Annotated in this window: 17 protein-coding genes and 1 other RNA gene; 12 read left to right on the forward strand and 6 right to left on the reverse strand. The window is 73.0% G+C overall.

Features of this window, described 5'->3' with window-relative positions:
• Positions 1–41 precede the first annotated feature (41 nt).
• A complete protein-coding gene (locus ACFWM7_RS11075) occupies positions 42–1,406 on the reverse strand; it encodes an ABC transporter substrate-binding protein (RefSeq protein WP_383258120.1) in 1,365 nt (454 codons plus the stop codon).
• A gap of 252 nt (positions 1,407–1,658) precedes the next feature.
• The gene (locus tag ACFWM7_RS11080) at positions 1,659–5,804 is read right to left on the reverse strand and encodes an FHA domain-containing protein (RefSeq protein WP_383258124.1); all 4,146 of its coding nucleotides are present in this window, start codon (positions 5,802–5,804) and stop codon (positions 1,659–1,661) included.
• Positions 5,805–6,296: 492 nt separating this feature from the next.
• Between ACFWM7_RS11080 and ACFWM7_RS11085 the strand changes: the two genes are divergently transcribed.
• From ACFWM7_RS11085 to ACFWM7_RS11100, 4 genes are all read left to right on the forward strand, one after another.
• Positions 6,297–8,009: a serine/threonine-protein kinase gene (locus ACFWM7_RS11085; protein ID WP_383258127.1), complete on the forward strand. Its 1,713-nt coding sequence runs from the start codon at positions 6,297–6,299 to the stop codon at positions 8,007–8,009.
• 185 nt (positions 8,010–8,194) lie between these two features.
• Positions 8,195–9,439, forward strand: a complete 1,245-nt coding sequence (locus ACFWM7_RS11090) for a serine/threonine-protein kinase (protein WP_383258129.1) — start codon at positions 8,195–8,197, stop codon at positions 9,437–9,439.
• Positions 9,440–9,564: 125 nt separating this feature from the next.
• Positions 9,565–10,671, forward strand: a complete 1,107-nt coding sequence (prfB, locus tag ACFWM7_RS11095) for a peptide chain release factor 2 (protein WP_383258131.1) — start codon at positions 9,565–9,567, stop codon at positions 10,669–10,671.
• Between the two features lie 331 nt (positions 10,672–11,002).
• On the forward strand, positions 11,003–11,920 hold the full coding sequence (locus tag ACFWM7_RS11100) for an LPXTG cell wall anchor domain-containing protein (protein ID WP_383258134.1): 918 nt from the start codon (positions 11,003–11,005) through the stop codon (positions 11,918–11,920).
• Between the two features lie 245 nt (positions 11,921–12,165).
• Here the strand turns inward: ACFWM7_RS11100 and ACFWM7_RS11105 are convergent, their stop codons facing one another.
• Positions 12,166–12,366 carry a hypothetical protein gene (locus ACFWM7_RS11105; protein WP_383258137.1) on the reverse strand — a complete coding sequence of 67 codons (201 nt, stop codon included), beginning with the start codon at positions 12,364–12,366 and terminating at the stop codon, positions 12,166–12,168.
• A gap of 260 nt (positions 12,367–12,626) precedes the next feature.
• Between ACFWM7_RS11105 and ftsE the strand changes: the two genes are divergently transcribed.
• The 5 genes from ftsE to ssrA all read left to right on the forward strand — a co-directional run bounded on the left by ftsE (position 12,627) and on the right by ssrA (position 16,552).
• Positions 12,627–13,316 carry a cell division ATP-binding protein FtsE gene (ftsE, locus tag ACFWM7_RS11110; protein WP_003968787.1) on the forward strand — a complete coding sequence of 230 codons (690 nt, stop codon included), beginning with the start codon at positions 12,627–12,629 and terminating at the stop codon, positions 13,314–13,316.
• A 60-nt stretch (positions 13,317–13,376) separates the two neighbouring features.
• Complete coding sequence (gene ftsX / locus ACFWM7_RS11115; protein WP_383258140.1) at positions 13,377–14,294, forward strand: permease-like cell division protein FtsX; 918 nt, start codon at positions 13,377–13,379, stop codon at positions 14,292–14,294.
• 68 nt (positions 14,295–14,362) lie between these two features.
• Positions 14,363–15,550: a S41 family peptidase gene (locus ACFWM7_RS11120; RefSeq protein ID WP_383258143.1), complete on the forward strand. Its 1,188-nt coding sequence runs from the start codon at positions 14,363–14,365 to the stop codon at positions 15,548–15,550.
• 18 nt (positions 15,551–15,568) lie between these two features.
• A complete protein-coding gene (gene smpB, locus ACFWM7_RS11125) occupies positions 15,569–16,057 on the forward strand; it encodes an SsrA-binding protein SmpB (protein ID WP_003968790.1) in 489 nt (162 codons plus the stop codon).
• A gap of 108 nt (positions 16,058–16,165) precedes the next feature.
• Positions 16,166–16,552: a transfer-messenger RNA gene (ssrA, locus tag ACFWM7_RS11130) on the forward strand.
• An 82-nt stretch (positions 16,553–16,634) separates the two neighbouring features.
• Here ssrA and ACFWM7_RS11135 read toward each other — a convergent pair.
• Positions 16,635–18,371 (reverse strand): phosphotransferase, encoded by a 1,737-nt coding sequence (locus tag ACFWM7_RS11135; protein ID WP_383258147.1) that lies wholly within the window; start codon positions 18,369–18,371, stop codon positions 16,635–16,637.
• Positions 18,372–18,502: 131 nt separating this feature from the next.
• On the reverse strand, positions 18,503–18,712 hold the full coding sequence (locus ACFWM7_RS11140) for a DUF397 domain-containing protein (RefSeq protein ID WP_383258149.1): 210 nt from the start codon (positions 18,710–18,712) through the stop codon (positions 18,503–18,505).
• A gap of 51 nt (positions 18,713–18,763) precedes the next feature.
• On the opposite strand from ACFWM7_RS11140, the gene ACFWM7_RS11145 reads away from it, so the two are divergent.
• Together ACFWM7_RS11145 and ACFWM7_RS11150 are read left to right on the forward strand one after the other, a co-directional pair.
• Complete coding sequence (locus ACFWM7_RS11145; protein WP_383258152.1) at positions 18,764–19,012, forward strand: hypothetical protein; 249 nt, start codon at positions 18,764–18,766, stop codon at positions 19,010–19,012.
• Between the two features lie 53 nt (positions 19,013–19,065).
• On the forward strand, positions 19,066–19,275 hold the full coding sequence (locus tag ACFWM7_RS11150; protein ID WP_383258155.1) for a hypothetical protein: 210 nt from the start codon (positions 19,066–19,068) through the stop codon (positions 19,273–19,275).
• A 40-nt stretch (positions 19,276–19,315) separates the two neighbouring features.
• Here the strand turns inward: ACFWM7_RS11150 and ACFWM7_RS11155 are convergent, their stop codons facing one another.
• The gene (locus ACFWM7_RS11155) at positions 19,316–20,734 is read right to left on the reverse strand and encodes an MFS transporter (protein ID WP_383258158.1); all 1,419 of its coding nucleotides are present in this window, start codon (positions 20,732–20,734) and stop codon (positions 19,316–19,318) included.
• Between the two features lie 103 nt (positions 20,735–20,837).
• On the opposite strand from ACFWM7_RS11155, the gene ACFWM7_RS11160 reads away from it, so the two are divergent.
• Entirely contained in the window at positions 20,838–21,809 is a 972-nt protein-coding gene (locus ACFWM7_RS11160) for a LysR family transcriptional regulator (RefSeq protein ID WP_383258161.1), read from the forward strand.
• Positions 21,810–21,842: the final 33 nt, after the last annotated feature.

Genomic DNA, 21,842 nt, shown 5'->3' on the forward strand with positions numbered 1-21,842 from the left:
GCGCCGCACCGGCGCCCCCCGCGGTCGCTGTCGTCACGGCGTCAGCTCTTGTATGCCTTGACCGCTTCGGACTCCAGTTTCTTCTGAGTCCCCGCGATGTCCTTCGGATTCTTCAGGAAGTCCTGGAGAATCTTCCACTCGCCCGCACCGGGCGTCCCGCCGAACGACTGCGGGGCCTGGTCGGACATGTCGAACCGCACGTCGTCACCGGCGTCGATGAGCGCCTGCGCCATCGTGCGCTGCACGTCGTTCGGGTACGCCTTCAGATCCAGACCCTTGTTCGGCGAGATGAATCCGCCCGCCTCGGCCCAGATCTTCGCCGCGTCCGACGACGCCAGCCAGGTCAGCAGCGCCTGGGCGCCCTTGCTGTCCTTCAGGGCCACCGCCGCGTCGCCGCCGGTCACCACCGGGGAGTCCGCGCCGACCGCCGGGAACGGGAAGACCTTGGCGTCCGTGCCGATCTTCGCCTCGGTCTGCGCGATGTTGATCGCGACGAAGTCGCCCTCGAAGACCATCGCGCCCTTGGGCTGGTCGCCCCCGGTGAAGGTCTGCGTCACCGAGGCCGGGAACTCCGTCTGGAGCGCCCCGTCCGCGCCGCCCGCGATCAGCTCCGGCTTGCCGAACAGCTCGGCCAGCGTGGTCAGCGCGTCCTTGACGGACGGGTCGGTCCACGGGATCTCGTGCTTCGCCAACTGGTCGTACTTCTCCGGGCCCGCCTGCGAGAGGTAGACGTTCTCGAACCAGTCGGTCAGGGTCCAGCCGTCCGCGCCGCCCACCGAGACCGGGGTGACGCCGGAGGCGCCCACCGTCTCGGCGGTGGTCAGGAAGTCCTTCCAGGTCTTCGGCTCGCTCGCCCCCGCGTTGTCGAACGCGGCGGCGTTGTACCAGATCAGGGACTTGTTGGCGGCCTTGAAGTACACCCCGTACTGGGTGCCGTCGACCGCGCCGAGGTCCTGCCAGACCTTGGCGTAGTTCTTGTCGAGCTGGGCCTTCGCCTCGGCGCCGACCGGCTTGGCCCACTTCTTCGCGGCCGCCTGCTGGATCGCGCCGACCTGCGGGATCATCGCCACGTCCGGCGGCTGCTTGCCCGCGATCTTGGTGCCCAGGAAGTTGATGATCGGGTCCTGCGCCGGGACGAACGTGACGTCCGCGCCCGTACGCTTCTCGAACTCGTCCAGCACCTTGGTGAAGTTGGCCTGCTCGGGCCCGGTCCAGACCGCGGCGACGGAGACCTTCTCCCCGTCCAGCTTCGGCAGGTCGACCGTGGACGCGCTGTCCGTGCCCTTGCCGGAGTCGTCACCCGACTTCTTCTTGCCGTCGCCGTCGCCCCCGCAGCCGGTGAGCGCCAGAGCGCCGACCGCCGCGAACACGAGTGCGGCCCTGCGTATCGAGAGGGTTGTGCGCATTCCTGCCCCGTTTCTTCCCTACGCGCCCGGCCACGTCCGCATGCCCGGACTACGTCGTCCGTGCGCACAGTCCTACGCCCGGCGCCCGGGCCCCGCAATACCGCCGGAGGCTCCAACGCGCCGATCGTGATCGCCTCGTGACGTCATGTCAGGGCATGTCGGAAGCCTGCCCGGGCAGGGGTAGGAGCGGCGCTCCCGGTGGCCGTGGTCGGGCCGTGGTCACGCTGCGGTCGGGGCGTCGTCGGGGCGTAGTCATGCTGTGAACGGTACGAGCGCGGGGAGCCGTTCGGCGTTCACCGAGCGGGCCGCGCGCTCCAGGGCGCTGGCGAGCAGCGCGAGGTCGGTCGGCCCGTTGCCCAGCTCCCGCACCGGCCGCCGGGTCGGCGGATCGCCCATCCGCTCCCACTCCAGCGGGACGACGGTCGGACGCAGCGTCGCCGTCCGTGGGATGCGCCCGGTGACCCGGCCCCCCTGGAACGGCGTCACCCGGCCGTCCGGATGCCCCAACCTGCCCCGGCCCGGGGCCGGTTCGTCCGGGGACGGCGGCAGCACGGGAGCGTCCAGGACGATGCGCAGCCGGGCGCCCCGGGCCAGCTCGGTGTCCTCGGTGCGGTCGGGGCGCGCGGAGGTGGCGACCAGGTGCACGCCGAGCCGCCCGCCGTCCCGGGCCACGGCCTCCAGCGCCCGCACCACCGAACCGGCGGCGGGCCGGCCGGGGGAGCCGAGCGCCGGGGCGACCAGCGCGTCGAAGTCGTCGGTGAGGACGACGAGGCGGGGCAGCGGGGAGGGGCCGGGGGCCACGGACCGGGCGGCGGCGGGGCGCAGCCGCAGGGTGCCGCTGGCCGGAGAGTCCAGATCGCCCCGCCGCTCGGCGCCGCTCGGCGGCCGCTGGCCCACGATGCGGGGGGCGGCCTCCTGCCGGCCCTCCTGCCGACTCTCCTGTCGGCCCTCCTGCTGGGCGTGCCGCTCGTGCCAGGCCGCGAAGTCCAGGTCGCCGAGCAGCTCGGCGCGGCGCTTCAGCTCGCCGCCCAGGGCCTGGGCGAACTCCCGCATCCGGACCGGGTCGGACGCCACGAGGTGCGTGAAGACGTGCGGCAGCTCCGTACAGGGGAGCAGGCCCTCGCCGAGCTCGCCGTGCTCACCACCGGAACCGTCGACCAGGAGGATGCCGAGCCGGTCGGGCCGGGCGGCGGAGGCGAGCGAGGCGGCGACGGCCCGGAGCAGCTCGGTGCGACCGCTGCCCGGGGGCCCCTCGATCAGCAGGTGCGGGCCCTCGTCGGCGAGATCGACGCTGAGGGGGCCGCGGGGGCCCGCGCCGAGCACGAGGACGGGACGGCCGGTGTGGACGGCGGCCGGGGCCGGGGTCGTGGCACTGCCGGGGCCGGGACCGGACGGCGCGGGGGTGGCGTCGCCCCGCTCCCAGGCGTCGGCCCCTGTTCCTGCTCCGGTGCCGGCCCCTTGACCCGGGCCGGAGCGCTGGGCGCCCAGGTAGGGCGTGCGGCCGGAGTCGTGGTCGTCCAGGGGCGGGTACGGGGTGCGGCCGGAGTCGCGGCTGTCGAGCGGCGGATACGGAGTGCGGTCCGGGTCGGGGGCGCCCGCGGCCGGATACGGCGTGCGGCCGGAGTCGTGGTGGGGGGAGGAGGCCGCGGTGCGCTGGGGGCCGACGCGCGGGCCGGCGCTGAGGGTGCGCCCGGAGTTGGCGCTGTCCAGCTCGGAGCGGGGCGGGGGAGCGGTGGCGGCGCGAGGTGCCGAGGCGCCCGGCTGGGCCTCCGCCGTGGACGCCCAGCGGGCCATCAGCGAAGCCGGAGTGGCGCGGGCCAGGCCCAGCTCGTCCAGCAGCCGGGCGGACGGCGGCAGCGCGGCGGTCGTCGGGCGGCCCGCCAGCGCGGCCGAGCCCTCCTCGCGCAGCGGCGCGAGCGCCCGGCCGAACCGCTCGGCCCAGGCCGCCGACACCGCGTCCACGGCGGCCACGGTCCCGTGCCCCGCGGCCTGCCCGCCCGCCGTGCGCAGCAGGCGCAACGCCGTGGCGACGTCGCCGCTCAGCATCGCGACCGCGCCGCACTCCCGGAAGGCGATGGAGCTCCGGCAGGCGGCCTCGTAGGTCGCGGCCACCGGCGAGGTGGGGGAGGCGGCCGGGGTCTCGGCCAGACAGATCAGGTGGATCCCGGCCGCCGCGCCCGCCCCGGCCAGCCGCGCCGTGGTCTCGCGCAGGAACGCCGTACCGGGGTCGCCGTCCAGGACGACCACGGTGTGCGGACCCTTGTGGTCGCGGGCGGCCCCGGCCACCGCGGCCCGGTCCAGATGCGGCCAGCCTGGACCGAGGGGGCCCTCGTCGAGGCGGCGCACCAGCTCGGCCGTACGGGCTTCCGCCTGCTCACGCTCGTACGCGAGGAGCAGCCGGCAGTCCTGCCCGTGCGTCGGGCGCAGGTGCGGCAGCCAGCCCAGCCAGGACCACTCGCGCCGGCGTTCCTCCAGCGTGCGGGAGCGGTCCGTGGAGACGAGGACGATCTCCAGGTCGAACGGGGAGTGCAGCGCGGCGAGCTGCGCCACCGTCGCGCGGGCGAGACCCGCCAGCCGGGCGCGCGGACCGGCGAGCCCCAGCGAACCGGCCTCCCGCAGCCCCACGGTCACCGGCACGCCGGGCACCTCGGCCCGGTCGGTCGTGCCGAGCCGCACCACCAGCGCCTCGGGGTGCTCCGGGTGGCGCTCCCAGAGCCGGGGCCCCGGGCCGAGCGCGGTCAGCAGCACGGCCGCCGGATCGGGCCAGGTGCCCTCGGGGGCGGAGGGCAGCGCGGAGAAGGGGGAACCGGGGGAGGCCGGGGAAGCGAGATGCCCGGCCCCCGACGGGCCACCGGACGGATCGGGGGAGCCGCCCGGGACGCGCGACGAGCCCGCCGCGGAGCCGTGCGGTCCGGGGCTGTGCGCGCCCGAGCCGTGCGGTCCGGAGCGGTGCGCGCCGGGGGTTTGCGAGCCGGATCCGTGGGCCCCGGTCCCCTGCGCCCCGGAGCCGTGGGCCCCGGATCCGTGAGCCCTCGCGCCTTGCGCGCCTGTTCCCTGCGATCCGGAGCCGTACCCGCCGGAGCCGTATCCCTCGGAGCCGTACGTTCCGGTCCCGTGCGCCCCGGAGTCGTCCGCCCCTGTTCCGTACGCCCCGGATCCGTATGCCGACGATCCGTACGCCTCGGATCCGTACGCCTCGGATCCGTACGCCGATGATCCGTACGCCGACGATCCGTAGGTCTCGGAGCCGTGTGCCGACGATCCGTGCGTCTCGAAGCCGTACGCGGCCCGGGAGCCCGGAGCGTCCGGGGTGCGGGCAGCTCCGTACGCGTCGCCCCGCCCCCCGGCCCCGGTCTCCCGGCCCGCCGTCTGCTCGCTCTTCGCGCCGCCTTTGAGCCGCCTCGCCCAGGCCCCTAGGCCACGCCGGGGCGCCGGGGCATCGGTGAACTCCTCGCCGCGGGCGTGGGCGCCGCCTGGCGCGTACGCGCCCGGCCCGGCCTCGGCATGCCCCGGCCAGGAGGCCTCGTCGGAGGACGCCTCCGGAGCCCCGTACGCACCGGAGGACCCGGAAGAAGCAGCGGAACCGGAGGCCGGGAACGGTGACGAGGCGGGAGAAGCGGCGGCAGGGGAGGAGGCGAACGGCGAGGCCGGTGCGCCGTACGCGGGGCCGGTGCCCTGGCCCCCGTGGTCGGGGGTGTGCGCGGCGGAGGGCGCACCGGTGCCCTGGCCCGGGGCGGCGCCCCCCGTCTCGGCGCGGGTCACCCGCAGGTGCCCCTCGCCGTCCGGGGCGATCGGCAGCGTCGCCGCGCGGCAGCCCGACGTGAGGCGGAGGGCGGACTCGCCGAGCCGCAGCAGCGCGCCGGGGGCGAGGCGGACCGGCCGCTCGTGCACCTCGACGCCGTCCAGCGAGGTGCCGTTCGTCGAGCCGAGGTCGGCGACCGAGACCCGGCCGTCGTCGGAGACCGTCACCGCGCAGTGCAGCCGGGAGACGTCCGGGTCGTCCAGCGGGACGTCCGCGTCGGCGGAGCGGCCGATCCGGATCTGCCCGCCGTGCAGCAGATGGACGCCGCCCGCGTCCGGCCCCGCCACCACGTGGAGCTGGGCCGGAACGGCGTCGTCCGTCGCTTCTTCGTCGCCTGGGACCTGGAGCGAGAGGACCGCGCCGTCCACCAGGGGCGGCTCGCCCAGCGCGATGCGGTGCCCGTCCAGCCGCTCCCGCCCGGCGAAGAGCACGACCGCCCCGCCGCCCTGGGAGCTCTCGGGCCCCGACACGGCGGCGGCCAGCTGGGAGGCGACGGCGGCCAGCGCCGTCCCGGCGGGGGCGGTGACGAGCACGTCGCAGGTGCGCGCCGGGGTCTGGCCGCTGCGCGGCGCGAGGACGGTCAGCCGGATCTGCATCGCCGTCAGCGGTCCCTTCTGCGCGGGGGTGCCCGGCAGGGGAAACGCCCTGTGATTCCCCCCACCCGGCACGGACACGTCGTCCGTACAGGTCGTCACGGACCGCGAGGCTCCGACCCCGCAGATCCGTGCTGGAGGCATCCTCGCACCTGCCACTGACAACACGCCCGGCGGTCACCTTTAAATGATCTTGAATGGTCGGCTGTGGGCGCAAAAGTGCCTGCTTGCGTCCGGATCCCGCCGCTCGGAGAGGTTTCCCGGGGAGTCGCCCGGCACAAGTCGGGCAGGGGCACGCACAGACGGTCGAACGGTCAGCCGTCTCCCGGGCGGCCGTACGGCAACCATCGGCCCGGTCCACGCGTCTTCCCCCGAAACGTGAGCCCCCGGTGCCCCGTTCGGCGGCATTACAGTGGGCCGGAACATTCGGGCGGGCCCGGCGGCACGACACCCCCTGGGGTCCGCAAGCACCACGATCAGCAGGGAGCGCATGACGTGCGGCCTGTAGGCAGCAAGTACCTCCTGGAGGAGCCGCTCGGGCGCGGCGCCACGGGCACCGTCTGGCGAGCCCGCCAGCGGGAGACCGCGGGCGCCGAGGCAGCCGTCGCGGGTCAGCCCGGCGAGACCGTGGCCATCAAGGTCCTCAAGGAGGAGCTGGCCAACGACGCCGATGTGGTGATGCGGTTCCTGCGGGAGCGCTCCGTCCTGCTGCGGCTCACGCACCCGAACATCGTGCGCACCCGCGACCTGGTCGTCGAGGGCGATCTCCTCGCCCTGGTGATGGACCTGATCGACGGCCCCGACCTGCACCGCTACCTGCGCGCCAACGGCCCGCTCACCCCGGTCGCCGCCGCCCTGCTCACCGCGCAGATCGCGGACGCGCTCGCCGCCAGCCACGCCGACGGCGTCGTCCACCGCGACCTCAAGCCGGCCAACGTGCTGCTCGACGAGCGCGACGGCGGCATGACCCCGATGCTCACCGACTTCGGCATCGCGCGCCTGGCCGACTCCCCGGGGCTGACCCGGACCCACGAGTTCGTCGGCACGCCCGCCTACGTCGCGCCGGAGTCCGCCGAGGGCCGCCCGCAGACCTCCGCCGTCGACATCTACGGCGCGGGCATCCTGCTGTACGAGCTGGTCACCGGCCGTCCGCCGTTCGCCGGGGGCACCGCCCTCGAAGTCCTGCACCGGCACCTCAGCGAGGAGCCCCGCCGGCCCTCCACCGTGCCCGCCCCGCTGTGGACGGTCATAGAGCGCTGCCTGAGCAAGGACCCGGACCGGCGGCCCAGCGCCGAGAACCTGGCCCGCGGTCTGCGTACGGTCGCCTCGGGCATCGGCGTCCACGCGAACTCCGCCCAGATCGCCGCCGCCGAAGGGGTGGGCGCCCTGCTCGCCCCCGACCCGGCGCCCACGGCCGTTCCGGACACCCCCGGCGCGGCCGACCCCACGCAGGTGCTGCCGAGCAACGCGGGCTCCTACGACCCGGGCGCCGCCACCAGCGTGCTCCCGCAGTCCGGCCCCGGCGGCCAGGGCGGCCCCGGCCAGGGCCCCGGCGGCGGCCACGCCGACCCCACCGCGGTCATGCCGCCCGTGCCGCAGCGCCCCGACGGGCCGCCGCAGCCGGACGGGCCGCACCCCTGGCAGTCGCAGCTCCAGGCGGCCCGCGACCGCAACGAGCAGACCCAGGTGCAGTACCTGGACCCGAGCCAGGACCCGCTGCGCCGCCGCCCCCAGCGCCAGCAGCCGCCGCAGCAGCACCAGCAACAGCAGCACCAGCAACAGCAGCAGCAGCCCCAGCGCCGCCAGCCGCCTCCGCAGCACCAGCAGTACCCGCCGCAACACCAGCAGCAACAGCAGCACCAGCCACAGCGCTACCAGCAGCCGCAGCAGCCCCAGCGGCAGCAGTACGCGCCCCCGCAGCCGCAGCAGCCCCAGGAGCCGGCCGCGCGCCCGCCGCGCGAGCCGCGCCCGCCGAGGCAGCGCGGCGCCAACCCGATGCGGATCCCCGGACTCGGCTGCCTCAAGGGCTGCCTGTTCACCGTGGTGCTCCTGGTCGTCGCCGGCTGGCTCATCTGGGAGCTGACCCCGCTCCAGGACTGGGTCGCCCAGGGCAAGGGCTACTGGGAAGCGATCGGCGACGCGATCGGCACGGTCACCGACTGGATCTCCAAGGTCGGCGACAGCGCTGGAGGCTCGGGCGGAGCCTGACCCGTCAGCGGGGCCCCTGGCGTCGGGCAAGCCCCCAGGGCCCGTAACACTGTCCCTTTGTCGACTTCTCCGGGCCCATTCGGCCCGGAGAAGTGAAGGTCGGTGCCATCCTGGGCACGTGACACCCCGAACGCCGCGTAACTTTGTCGACCGGGGGTCCACCGCCAGCCGCTGAGGGAGCAGTCTTGGCACGGAATATCGGCAGCCGGTACACGGCCCACCAGATCCTGGGGCGCGGCAGCGCCGGCACGGTATGGCTCGGCGAAGGGCCCGAGGGCCCGGTCGCCATCAAGCTGCTCCGTGAGGACCTCGCGTCCGACCAGGAGCTCGTGGGCCGCTTCGTCCAGGAGCGCACCGCCCTGCTCGGACTCGACCACCCGCACGTGGTCGCCGTCCGGGACCTCGTCGTGGACGGCAACGACCTCGCGCTGGTCATGACCCTCGTACGCGGCACCGATCTGCGCACCCGTCTGGACCGCGAGCGCCGCCTCGCCCCCGAGGCCGCCGTCGCGATCATCGCGGACGTCGCCGACGGGCTGGCCGCCGCGCACAAGGCCCAGATCGTCCACCGGGACGTCAAGCCGGAGAACATCCTGCTCGACATGGAGGGCCCGCTCGGCCCCGGCGGCGCCCACCCCGCCCTGCTCACCGACTTCGGCGTCGCCAAGCTGATCGACACCCCGCGCCGCACCAAGGCCACGAAGATCATCGGTACGCCGGACTACCTGGCCCCCGAGATCGTCGAGGGCCTCCCGCCGCGCGCCGCCGTCGACATCTACGCGCTCGCGACCGTGCTGTACGAGCTGCTCGCCGGCTTCACGCCCTTCGGCGGCGGCCACCCCGGCGCGGTCCTGCGCCGCCACGTCACCGAGACCGTCGTCCCGCTCCCCGGCATCCCCGAGGAGCTCTGGCAGCTCCTGGTGCAGTGCCTGGCCAAGGCCCCCGCCTCCCGGCTGCGCGCCTCGGAGCTGGCCGTACGGCTGCGCGATCTGCTGCCCCTGCTGGCGGGGATACCACCGCTGGAGGTGGACGAGCCGGGCCCGGAGGAGAGCGAGCAGCAGCCCGCGTACGACGAGCAGCAGTACACCCCGGCCGCCGAGGAGCCCCGCCGCCGCGGCGCGGTCCCGCTGGTGCCCGGCTCCGCCCCCGACTCCAACCGGGACACCCACACGAGCATGCGCGTCCCGGCCCCGGACGAGCTGGCGGGCGGCCCCCTCGGCACGGCCCGCGCACCCCGAGCCCCGGGCAGGCCCCGGCCCGGCTCCGCCCGTAACAAGGCCGCCGCCGTCCGCAAACGCCGCCTCGCCCTCGGTGTCGCCGCCGTCGCCCTCTGCGCCGCCGTCGCGGTCGGGGGCTGGCTGGCCACCGGCGGCAGCGACGGGGGCGGGGCGCCCCAGGACAGCGAGAACTCGGCCCCGGCGACCCCGTGAGCGCACGGTCCGCGGGGTGAGCGCGTGGTGAGCGCACCCCTTCTCCGGGCCGGTTCCCGGCCCTGGTCACGGGCCTGTTTCCGGGGGAGGGCAAGCTTCATCCGCCCAGCCGTTACGCTGGACCCGTGGCAGTCGTCGATATTTCCGAAGAGCTGAAGTCCCTCTCCTCGACCATGGGGTCGATCGAGGCCGTCCTGGACCTGGATGCGCTGAGGGCGGACATCGCCGCGCTCGAGGAGCAGGCTGCGGCGCCGTCCCTGTGGGACGACCCGGAGGCGGCCCAGAAGATCACCAGCAGGCTTTCCCACCTCCAGGCCGAGGTCCGCAAGGCCGAGACCCTGCGCGGCCGCATCGACGACCTCGAAGTCCTCTTCGAGCTCGCCGCGGACGAGGGCGACGCCGACGCCCAGGCGGAGGCCGAGACCGAGCTGGAGTCGGTGAAGAAGGCGCTGGACGAGATGGAGGTCCGCACGCTCCTCTCCGGCGAGTACGACGCCCGCGAGGCCCTCGTGACCATCCGGGCCGAGGCCGGCGGCGTCGACGCCGCCGACTTCGCGGAGAAGCTCCAGCGCATGTACATCCGCTGGGCCGAGCGGCACAACTACAAGACCGAGGTCTACGAGACCGCCTACGCCGAAGAGGCCGGCATCAAGTCGACCACCTTCGCCGTCCAGGTCCCGTACGCCTACGGCACCCTCTCCGTCGAGCAGGGCACCCACCGCCTGGTCCGCATCTCGCCGTTCGACAACCAGGGTCGCCGCCAGACGTCCTTCGCGGGCGTCGAGGTCCTCCCGGTCGTCGAGCAGACCGACCACATCGAGATCGACGAGTCCGAGCTGCGCGTGGACGTGTACCGCTCCTCGGGCCCCGGCGGCCAGGGCGTCAACACCACGGACTCCGCGGTCCGTCTGACCCACCTGCCCACCGGCATCGTCGTCTCCTGCCAGAACGAGCGCTCGCAGATCCAGAACAAGGCGTCCGCGATGAACGTCCTCCAGGCGAAGCTCCTTGAGCGCCGCCGCCAGGAGGAGCAGGCCAAGATGAACGCCCTCAAGGGCGACGGTGGCAACTCCTGGGGCAACCAGATGCGTTCGTACGTCCTCCACCCGTACCAGATGGTCAAGGACCTGCGTACGGAGTTCGAGATGGGCAACCCCGAAGCGGTCTTCAACGGCGAGATCGACGGCTTCGTCGAGGCGGGCATCCGCTGGCGCAAGCAGCGGGAGAAGTAGCTTCAGCGGTACGGAGGTTGGGCCCGGACAGGCGACTGTCCGGGCCCGCCTGCGTTGCGGAGGATCTGTGCCCGATACGTCACAGTCGGGCTTCCGATTAGCCGTCAAGAACCCCCATATCGGTGCCTAGTGCACGGAACGGCCTTGACGTAATCCTTAACTCTGGCCAGGGTGCTAGAGCAGCATGCGTATGTCTGGGACGGGCGTGAACCGGGGGGCGGGCGGGGTGACCACGACACGACGTGGCCTTGCCGAGAGAGATTCCCCGCAGGGCCCACGGCCCGCATATGGCTGCTCCAATGACGAGATCGGCTACTGGGGGTAGCAACAGATGACGAAGAAGACGCGTGTTCGCGTCGCGCGGATAGCCGCTGGTGCGGTCATCGCCGCGGGTGCCTCGCTGACTGCGGCCGGTGCGGCGCAGGCGCTGGACCTCGACGGTTCCGGCGAGTCCACGATCAGCACCCAGGACCAGCCCGAGGACGGCCTCATCGGCGGCCTCATCGAGGGCTCCACCGAGGGCGGCGACCCGGGTGGCGTCGACGCAGGCGCCGACGGCGGCGTCGAGGGTGCCGTTGAGGGCGCGGTCGAGGGTGCCGTTGAGGGTAACCAGGGCGGCGTCGAGGGTGCCGTTGAGGGCGCGGTCGAGGGTGCCGTTGAGGGTAACCAGGGCGGCGTCGAGGGTGCCGTTGAGGGCGCGGTCGAGGGTGCCGTTGAGGGTAACCAGGGCGGCGTCGAAGGCGCCGTTGAGGGTGCCGTCGAGGGTGGCAACCAGGGTGGCGTCGAGGGTGCCGTTGAGGGTGGTAACCAGGGCGGCGTCGAAGGCGCGGTCGAGGGTGGCAACCAGGGCGGCTCCAGCAACAACGGTGGCTCGGGCAACAACGGTGGCTCGGGCAACAACGGCGGCTCGGGCAACAACGGCGGTTCCGGTAACACCGGCGGCGGCGACCAGGGCGGCACCGGCACCTCCGGTTCGTCCACGGCCGGCTCCACCGGCGGTTCCACCGGCGGCGGCGACGACGTCGGCTCCTGCACCGTCGACCTCGACGGCGCCGAGTGCACCGACAACACCGACACCGACAGCGTCGGCAACAAGCCGGTCGAGCAGAGCAAGGGCAAGGAAGAGCTCGCCGAGACCGGTGCGGCCGAGACGACCTTCCTGGTCATCGGTGCCGCGACGATGATCGCGGGCGGCATCGGCTTCCGCATCCTGCCGCGCCTCGTCGGCGGCGGTCGCACGGTCGCCTAGGTCCTGCCTCCGGGGTCCGCGGCGACGTCCGCCGCGGACCATGACGGACCGTACCGACGCGTAGCGGGCGAGGACCAGGCCCGTACACGGCACGGCACAGCATGACGAAGGGCCCGGGAGGACGTAAGACGCCTCCCGGGCCCTTCTGCGCGCCCGGACCGCTCAGGCGGCCGTACGCATCGTCTGTCAGCCCCCGACGGGGCGGTGAGGGGCGGCCCCAGGGCCATACGGCTGTGCGGGCCCGATCAGGCCGCTTGGTGCGCCAGCAGCGCGAGCGCCGTCAGCAGCACCACCATCAGGGCGATCAGCATGGGCGGGCTCATCCCGGCCAGCGGGCCCTGGCCCTGCTCCTCCAGCATCTGCTGCCGCACGGCACGGCAGACGCGGCAGCGGCCCTCGCTCACGGGCGCCGCGCAGTTCGCGCACACCAGTCGGTCATAGGTCATGCGCATTCCTCCTCCCGCGCGGCGGAGCCGCTTGCCTGCTTTCTCTCCGCACAACGCTCACGGAAACGCAACCGTTCCCCCCACCACTGTGCCAGCTCGCGGCGATTTCGGCGCGGCCCGCCGGACAAGGTCCGGCACGACCCGTTTCGTTCCGTAGGGTGATCCGTCATAAATCGCCCATTGCCGGACGCCGCCTGCACGCGTGAGCCCGGTTCGCGTATGGTCACGCTCACCTACTCCCGGCCGACCGTGGTGCATCCGTGATCCGATTCGACAACGTCTCCAAGACCTACCCGAAGCAGACCCGACCGGCTCTGCGCGATGTCTCGCTGGACATCGAGAAGGGTGAGTTCGTCTTCCTGGTGGGGTCCTCCGGCTCCGGCAAGTCGACCTTCATGCGACTGATCCTGCGCGAGGAGCGTGCCAGCACGGGCATGGTCCATGTGCTCGGCAAGGACCTCGCGCGGCTGTCCAACTGGAAGGTGCCGCAGATGCGCCGCCAGCTGGGGACGGTCTTCCAGGACTTCCGCCTGCTGCCCAACAAGACGGTCGCGGAGAACGTGGCCTTCGCGCAGGAGGTCATCGGCAAGCCCCGCGGCGAGATCCGCAAGGCCGTGCCCCAGGTCCTCGACCTCGTCGGCCTCGGCGGCAAGGAGGAGCGGATGCCCGGTGAGCTCTCCGGCGGTGAGCAGCAGCGCGTGGCCATCGCCCGCGCCTTCGTCAACCGCCCCATGCTGCTGATCGCGGACGAGCCGACCGGCAACCTCGACCCGCAGACCTCCGTGGGCATCATGAAGCTGCTGGACCGGATCAACCGGACCGGCACCACCGTGATCATGGCGACCCACGACCAGAACATCGTCGACCAGATGCGCAAGCGCGTCATCGAGCTCGAGCAGGGCCGTCTCGTACGCGACCAGGCACGCGGCGTCTACGGCTACCAGCACTGAGCGGGCGGCCCCCGGGCCCCCGCGCGTTTCGAGCATCGAGCACTGCACTGAAAGGACGCCATGCGCGCCCAGTTCGTCCTGTCGGAGATCGGCGTCGGTCTCCGCCGCAACCTCACGATGACCTTCGCGGTCGTGGTCTCCGTCGCCCTCTCGCTCGCCCTGTTCGGTGGCGCGCTGCTGATGCGCGAGCAGGTCAGCACGATGAAGGACTTCTGGTACGACAAGGTCAACGTCTCGATCTTCCTCTGCAACAAGAACGACGCCAAGGAGACGCCCAAGTGCGCCAAGGGGGCTGTCACCAAGGAGCAGAAGGCGGAGATCAAGGGCGACCTGGAGAAGATGGACGCCGTCGACACGGTCCACTTCGAGACGGTCGACGAGGCGTACAAGCACTACCAGGAGCAGTTCGGCGACTCCCCGATGGCGGGCAACATCACGCCCGACCAGATGCAGGAGTCGTTCCGCGTGAAGCTGGACGACCCCCAGAAGTACAAGGTCGTCGCGACGGCCTTCGCGGGGCGGGACGGGGTGCAGTCCGTCCAGGACCAACGGTCCATTCTGGACCAGCTCTTCGAGCTGATGAACGGGATGAACCTCGTCGCGGTCTACGTGATGATCCTGATGCTCGTCATCGCGCTGATCCTGATCGTCAACACCGTGCGCGTCTCCGCGTTCAGCCGGAGACGTGAAACGGGCATCATGCGCCTCGTCGGGGCCTCCGGCTTCTACATCCAGGCCCCCTTCATCATGGAGGCGGCCGTCGCCGGTCTGATCGGCGGTGTGCTGGCCTGTGCGATGCTGCTGGGCGGCCGGTACTTCCTGATCGACGCCGGTCTCGCGCTCCAGGACAAGCTGCTCGTGATCAACTTCATCGGCTGGGACGCGGTCCTGACCAAGCTTCCGCTGGTGCTCGCGATCGGTCTGCTGATGCCGGCGATCGCCGCGCTCTTCGCGCTGCGCAAGTATCTGAAGGTATGACATACGCCTCCCGGGGCGTACGGGCGAGTGCCCGTGCGCCCCGGGAGGCTTGTCCTAGACTCGTCGCCATGTCGGGCTCTGCGCACCGCTTCGGGCCCCGCGGTCTTCGCCGCGGGGCGGCCCTGACATTGGTCTTCGGGTGCGCTCTCGCCACCGCCGCCGCGACCGGTTCGCTGCCGCAGGACCCCGACCCCGGGCCCGGCCCGCAGACCCGTGCCGTCTCCTCCACCCTCGCCCCGGTCGACCGCGAGGAGATCGAGGGCGCGGCCGCCGAGGCCGAGGCCGACGGGAAGTCCGTGAAGGACGCGGCCGAGGAGGTCGTCAGCCGCAGCGGGGACCGCTGGGGCGCGGTCTACGACCAGCGGGAGTACGAGGAGTTCGAGCAGGCGCTCGACGGTACGTACACCGGCGTCGGGCTCTCCGCCCGGCGCACCGCCCACGGCGACGTCACCGTCTCCCGCGTCCAGCCCGGCGGCCCCGCCGACCGGGCCGGCATCCGCGCGGGCGATCTGCTGCGCACCCTGGACGGCCGCGCGATCGGCAAACGCCCCGTCGCGGAGGTCGTCGCGTCACTGCGCGGCGACGGTACGGGAGCGGCCGAGGGCAGCCGGGTGGAGCTGGGGCTCGTCCGGGACGGCCGGAGCTGGACCGAGACCCTGGAGCGGGCCCGGCTGACCACCGAGGCGGTCACCGTGCGGCGGCTGGGGGACGAGCCCGCCTCGGCGGTCCTGATCAAGGTCGCCGCCTTCACCAAGGGTGCGGGGGCCGACGTCCGCGCCGCGGTCCGGGACGCCCCCGACGGGGCCGGGATACTGCTCGACCTGCGCGCCAACTCCGGCGGACTCGTCGCCGAGGCCGTCGTGGCCGCCTCCGCCTTCCTGGACGGCGGCCTGGTCGCCACGTACGACGTACGCGGCGAGGAGCAGGCCCTGTACGCGGACCCGGGCGGTGACACGGACCGGCCGGTCGTCGTCCTGGTCGACGGCGGGACGATGAGCGCAGCCGAGCTGCTGACCGGCGCCCTCCAGGACCGGGGCCGCGCGGTCACCGTCGGCTCGCCCACCTTCGGCAAGGGCTCCGTGCAGATGCCCAGCAAGCTCCCGGGCGGCTCGGTGGCCGAGCTGACCGTCGGCCACTACCGCACTCCGGGCGGCCGCAACGTCGACGGCCGGGGCATCACCCCCGACCTCGTGGTGCGCGAGCGGGCCCAGCAGCGGGCCGAGACGGTATTGAGTGGCCTCGGGGGTGGGTCGTAGTGCGAAAATGACCGCACTATGGCGAAGGAAAAAGACACCGGGCGCAAGATGATCGCGCAGAACAAGAAGGCGCGACACGACTACACGATCCTCGACACCTACGAGTGCGGCCTCGTCCTCATGGGCACGGAGGTCAAGTCCCTGCGCATGGGACGGGCCTCCCTGGTCGACGGCTTCGTGCAGATCGACGACCACGAGGCGTGGCTCCACAACATCCACGTCCCCGAGTACGTCCAGGGCACCTGGACCAACCACGCGGCCAAGCGGAAGCGCAAGCTGCTGCTGCACCGGGCCGAGATCGACAAGCTGGAGTCGAAGTCGCAGGAGACGGGTCACACGATCGTGCCGCTCGCGCTGTACTTCAAGGACGGCCGGGTCAAGGTCGAGATCGCGCTCGCGAAGGGCAAGAAGGAGTACGACAAGCGGCAGACGCTCCGCGAGAAGCAGGACACGCGGGAGACGAACCGCGCCATCGCGGCCGCCCGCCGCCGTCAGCGCAGCGCCTGACCGGGGCCGCCGGTCCCGGGCGCGGGAATACGGTGGCACCGTCCGGCGTTGGTCACGTACGATGGGCCGTGCACCTCAGCGAAGGTGCGCGTTTTGAAAACACCACATGGGGATGATCGGTTTCGACAGCGGATGTCGAAGCAGGGGAAGCGAGTCGAGGAAGCGGCAATGATCTCGTAAACCATATGTCGCAAACAATAATCGCCAATTCCAAGCGCGATTCCTCCGCCTTCGCCCTCGCTGCCTAATTAGCAGCTAGCGAAGACTCTGCGGAGTGTCAGCCCGGGGGTGATCCCGACCCGGATCCTGGCATCAACTAGGGATCTAAACTTCTAAGCCCGGCCACGGGGCCTAGAAGGAAATCAAACAGTGGCTGGGCCTGTCGGAGGCTTGTTCGCGTGACCTCCGGGGCCGAGAAAAGCGTAGCGAACTGCACTCGGAGAAGCCCTGGTTCCGCACCGTTGGACGCGGGTTCGATTCCCGCCATCTCCACCACCCCATGTAAGCCTCCGCCCCGCGAGTTCACTCGCGGGGCGGAGGCTTTTCCGTGTCAGGCCCTGTCTCCTGCCAGGGTGTGTCAGGGCTCCAGCACGGGTTCGGCGAGCGCGGCGACGCCTTCGCAATCGCCGGAGGCGGTGGCCAGGGTGACGCGCAGCCGCAGTACGCCGGCGACCGGTACGTCGAAGGCCCGCTCCTTGCCCAGGGCCAGGGTTCCGGACGCCAGGATCTTTCCGTCACCCAGGATGGTCAGCTTGCCCTGCGACTGGGGGGAGTCGTCCGTGATGCCGCCGGTGAACCGGAGGGAGGACCAGGCTCGTTCCAGGTTGTATTCGGTGGCTCTGCTCCCGCCGTAGCAGGGCAGGCGGGCGGTCATCGCCGTTTCGAATGCCCGGGTGTTCAGAACGGTCGGGTTGGTGGCCCACTCGGTGCCGTCGACCGGGGTCAGCGCCGTCAGGGACTGGGACTCTTTCGCGTCGGGGCCGGAAGAGGGTGTCGCGTCCGGGGTGCCGGACGGGTCGGCCGTCGGTGCCTCGGGTGTCGCCGACGGGGTGCTGGGCTCGGGGCTCGGCTCCGTCGTGGGGCTCTCCGAGGCCGTGCGGGTCGTCTCCGGGCGCTTGCCGGAGGCGGTGTCGCCGTCGTCGTCGCCGGAGGCCAGCCGGGAGCCCAGCACTCCGCCGGCCACCAGCAGCGTCACGGCGGCTGCCGCGCCCAGCGGCAGCAGGTACTTCCGCCGCGGGCGCTTCGCGTCAGGCGGGGTCGTGGGCGGTGCCGTCGGCGGGTGTGCCGGCGGTGGCTGCGGCGCGACGTCATGCGGGCGGGCGAAGGGCGCGGCCCCCGGGTGTGCGGGCCCGCGCGGCGGGGCCGTGGGCGGGGTCGTGGGCGGAGGAGGGGCCGTGGCGGTCCGGGCGTGGGACGTCGTCGTGACCACCGCCGGCCGCAGCTGCCGCACCCAGCCGGTCAGCGACTCAGGCCGACGGCCGGGATCGGCGTCGAACAGCGCGAGCAGGGTGGTCCGCTGCTCCGGCGGCAGGCCGGTGACCTCCGGCAGTGCGGTGAACCGCCCCCGCAGTTGTTCCGGGGTCGTGGGCGGGGTCTCGCCGCTGAGCAGGAAGTAGGCGATGGCGCCGAACGCGTACCGGTCCGCCGCCGGGGACCGTACGCCCTCGTGTACTTCCGGCGCGGCGAACCCGGGCGTGAACCAGACCTCGGTCGTGCGGTGTTCGGGGGCGAGTTTGCTCAGCCCGAAGTCGACGAGGGTGGCCTGTCCGTCGGCGTCGACCATCACATTGCCGGGCGACAGGTCGCCGTGCACCACCACGCGGCCGGACGGGGTGGCGGTGCCCGAGTGGAGCCGGTCCAGCACCTCGGCCAGCTGTTCCAGGCAGCGCACGGCCTCGCGCCGCTCGGCGGGCGTCTCCAGCGTGCGTTCGGCCCGCCAGTCCCGCAGGTCCAGGCCCTCCACATGGTTCATCACCAGGTACAGGCAGCGGCCGGTGCTCTCCTCGGACCGGCCCTGGGGGTGCGGGGGAGGCCCCTCGAAGTGCTCCCGCACGCCGATCACACCGACCCGGTGCACGAAACGGAGCAGTTCCGCCTGGTCGCTCCAGGCGGCGCTGATCCGGGCGAAGCCCTCGGCGGTCATGGTGGTGCGGGTGTCCAGGACCTTCACCACGACGGGCTCGGCCTCTCCGGACAGCTCCAGGTCGGCGAGGTAGAGAACCGCCTCCCCGCCGCGTCCGATGGACCGCCGCAGCCGGTAGCGGTCCGGGGCCGAGTCGGGTCCGACGCGCAGACCTCCGGTCGTGGTTGCCATACGAGAAGTCCCCCCGGTACGCGTGAACAGCGGCCGGATCAGCCTCTCCCAGCCATCGGTTCGGGTCAACTCATCTGTGGGGCGGGGTGGTTGGCCACCGCTACTGTCACCGACAGCAGCGGTGGGGCGGGTCAGCTTCCGTACGCGCCGCTCTTCACGCTGTCGGTGAATGCGGCCCACTGGGCGGGGGCGAAGTGGAGGCGGGGGCCGTGCTGGTTCTTGCTGTCGCGGACTGCCCGGCCGCCGTCGGAGAGCGGGGCCACCTCCACGCAGTTGTCCTGCGGCCCGCTTGCGGTGGCCTTGACGAACAGGCCGACGACGGCGGGGGTGGCGCTGGTCATGATGGGTTCCTCTTGTCTCGTTCGCGGCGCATCAGATCCATGATGTCGGTGATGCGCGTCAGTGAATCTGCCGGGCTCAGCGCGCTGGCCCGGAGGTTGTTGAACGCGTCCGAGAACGCGTCGAGTTGCCCGGGGCTCCGGGTGCCGTTGGTCCGGGGGAAGCCGGCCGCGTACGTCCTGCTCTTCGGCCCGCACGGAGAGCGGCGCGAGGCGCTCACCACCGCTCAGCTCATGTCGCTCGTCGTGGACGCCGCCGGGGAGCTCGGGTTTGTGCTCTCGGCGTCCCCGCGCGGCTCGTGACCGGCCGACTCGCCACCCACGTAACTCTTTTACCGACGAAAGGCTGAACCCCCATGCACCACCGGCCGATGTATGCCGAAGCGCTCGTCGAAGGCAGCGCCGCCGCCCGTGACCTGGGCGAGGCGCTGCGATTTGCGGGCTTCTCCCTGCCCTCCCTGTACGGCGGCATGCCCACCATCACCGACAAGGCGCTCGTCCACCTCGGGGGCGCATCCGCCGAGGTGGTCCGCGAGTTGGCCGCCTGGATCCGCGAACGGGCCTGAGCCCCCGCCTGGGCGACGGTCGCACGGCTGACGTGCCGAGTCACCGCAGGCCCGTCCGCCACCGCGTGAACGTCCCCGCCCCCGCCACGACCAGCGCGAAGGCCGCCGCCGACATCGGGGCCGTATAGCCGGAGGCCGTGCCCGCGTGTTCGACCAGCCAGCCGCCCGCCGCCGCCCCGGCCGCGACCCCGCCCAGCAGTGCGGTCACCGCGAGCGTCATGCCCTCGTTCAACTGCTCCGGGCGCGTGGCCCGTTGGACCAGCGTCATGCCCGTGACCATGGTCGGCGCGGTCGCCGCCCCCGCCAGCAGCAGGCAGAGCGCCAGGACCGGCAGGGAGGCAGAACCGGTGGCGGCCAGCAGCGGCAGGGACATCAGGGCCGTCATCGCGGCCAGGCACAGCAGCAGCCTGCGGTGGACGTCCCGGGCGGGCCGCAGCGCACCGTAGACCAGGCCCGCCACGCACGAGCCCGCCGCCTGGAGCGCCAGGATCGCGCCCCCGGCATGCGCGATGGAGACCACCTCCAGCGCCCCGAACACCGCCCCCGTGGCGAGGAACACCGCCAGCAGCGCGGGCATCCCCGGCGTGCGCAGCGGCGAGGTCACCGTCTTCGTGCGGGGAGTGACGGGCGGTTCCGTGGCGCGCTGGGCGGAGAAGATCAGGACCCCTGTCATCAGGAGCGCCGCCCCCACCAGCGTGCCCGCCTCCGGGAACAGCGCCCCGCAGAGCGTCGCGGCCAGCACCGGGCCCAGCATGAAGCAGAGCTCGTCGGCGGCTTGCTCGAAGGAGTTCGCGGTGTGCAGGGCCGCCGGATCACCCCGGCGCAGATGCGCCCAGCGGGCCCGCGACATCCCGCCGGTGTTCGGGGTCGTCGCGGTCGCGGCGTACGCGGCGAACAGCGTCCAGGCCGGGGCGTCGTGGTGCACGCACAGCACCAGGGCCAGCGACCCCAGCACGGCGAGCGCGGTGGCGGGCACGGCGACGCGGGCCTGCCCGAAGCGGTCCACGAGCCGGGCGGTGAAGGGCGCGACGACCGCCGTGGCGGCCAGGCCGGTCGCGGTGACGGCTCCGGCGAGGGCGTACGAGCCCCGGGATCCGGCGATCATGATGATCGCGCTGACGCCGAGCATCCCCATCGGCAGCCGGGCGATCAGATTGCCCGCCGTGAAGGCGCGGGCCCCGGGCGTCGCCAGCAGTCGGAGGTACGGGTTGGACGACCGCCGAGAGCGTCGGCGCCCGGTGCTCGCCGGCGCGGAGCGCGGGGCCGCGACCAGCTGGCCGCCGGAGACGGTGAGCAGGGGCGTGGACGGGGGAGCGGGAGCACGGGCCGAGCGGGCGGACAGAGCGGGCCGGGGCGCGGCCACCGGACGGGCGCGCGGACCGGACGGGGCCGGAGCGGCAGGCTGCGACGGGGCGGGCCGGGGCGGGGTCTCCGGACGGGCGGCGGGGGATATCGGCATACGGCCCAGGCTCGCCGTGACCCGCCGTCCGGGTCCAACACCTTCTACGGACCGATTCACGCCTCCGTGTTGTGAATGAGGCCCCGGGCGGTAGATTCGCGGCGTGCCTCCCGCCGACACCGACCCCCGACTCCTGCGCGCCTTCCTCGCCGTCGCCGACGAACTGCACTTCACCCGGGCCGCCGCCCGCCTCTTCGTCGCGCAGCAGGCGCTGAGCCGGGACATCCGCCGGCTGGAACGTGAGCTGGGCGCCGAGCTGTTCGTCCGGACCACCCGGCAGGTCGCCCTCACCCCGGACGGCGAACGTCTGCTGCCGTACGCCCGCCGGGTGCTCGACGCGCACGCCGAGCTCGCCGGGGCCTTCAGCGGCGCTCCCGCCCGGCCGCTGCTCGTCGACCTGAACAGCGACGGGGCCACCGCCGCCCGGGTGCTGGCCCGCGCCCGCGAGCTGGTGCCCGAGTGCGAGCTGATGGCCCGCTTCGAGTCGGGGCTCACCTGGGCCGCCGCCGAGATCCTGGCCGGCCGGCTCGACGCCTCCTTCGGCCGGGCCGCCGGGCTGGCCCCCGCGGTGCGCGCGGGGCTTTCCGTGCACCCCGTGCGGTACGAGCCGATGGCCCTGATGCTGCCCGTCTCCCATCCCCTCGCCGCCCGCGAGGTCGTCGCCCTGGCCGAGCTGTCCGGCGAGACCGTCTACGCGGGGGCCGGCAACGAGCGGACACGGGAGTGGACCGGCCTCGCCGCATCGCTGTTCGCCGAGTGGGGCATCGTGATGGCCCCGCCCGTTCCCCTCGCCGTGGGCGTGGCCGAATTCCAGCGGGTCATGTCGAAGGGGGGGCATCCCGTGCTCGCCGTCGTCGACTTCCCGGTGCTGCCGGGGACAGTGCTGCGCCCGCTCGTCGATCCGATTCCGCTTTCGCCGCTGGCGCTGGTCTGGCGGAAGGGGCTGCGCCATCCCGGCGTAGACGCCCTGCGCAACGCTACTGACCAGTTGGCCCTTGCCGAGGGGTGGATGGTCCGGCCGTCCGGGTCCTGGCTGCCGGAGACCGATCTGTCACTGATGCGCAACCGTTCCTGATCAACTCCGTTCAGGGGCACTTGGGCGTCAACG

It is taken from the genome of Streptomyces sp. NPDC058375 (genome assembly GCF_042723425.1).
GTDB lineage: Bacteria > Actinomycetota > Actinomycetes > Streptomycetales > Streptomycetaceae > Streptomyces > Streptomyces durocortorensis.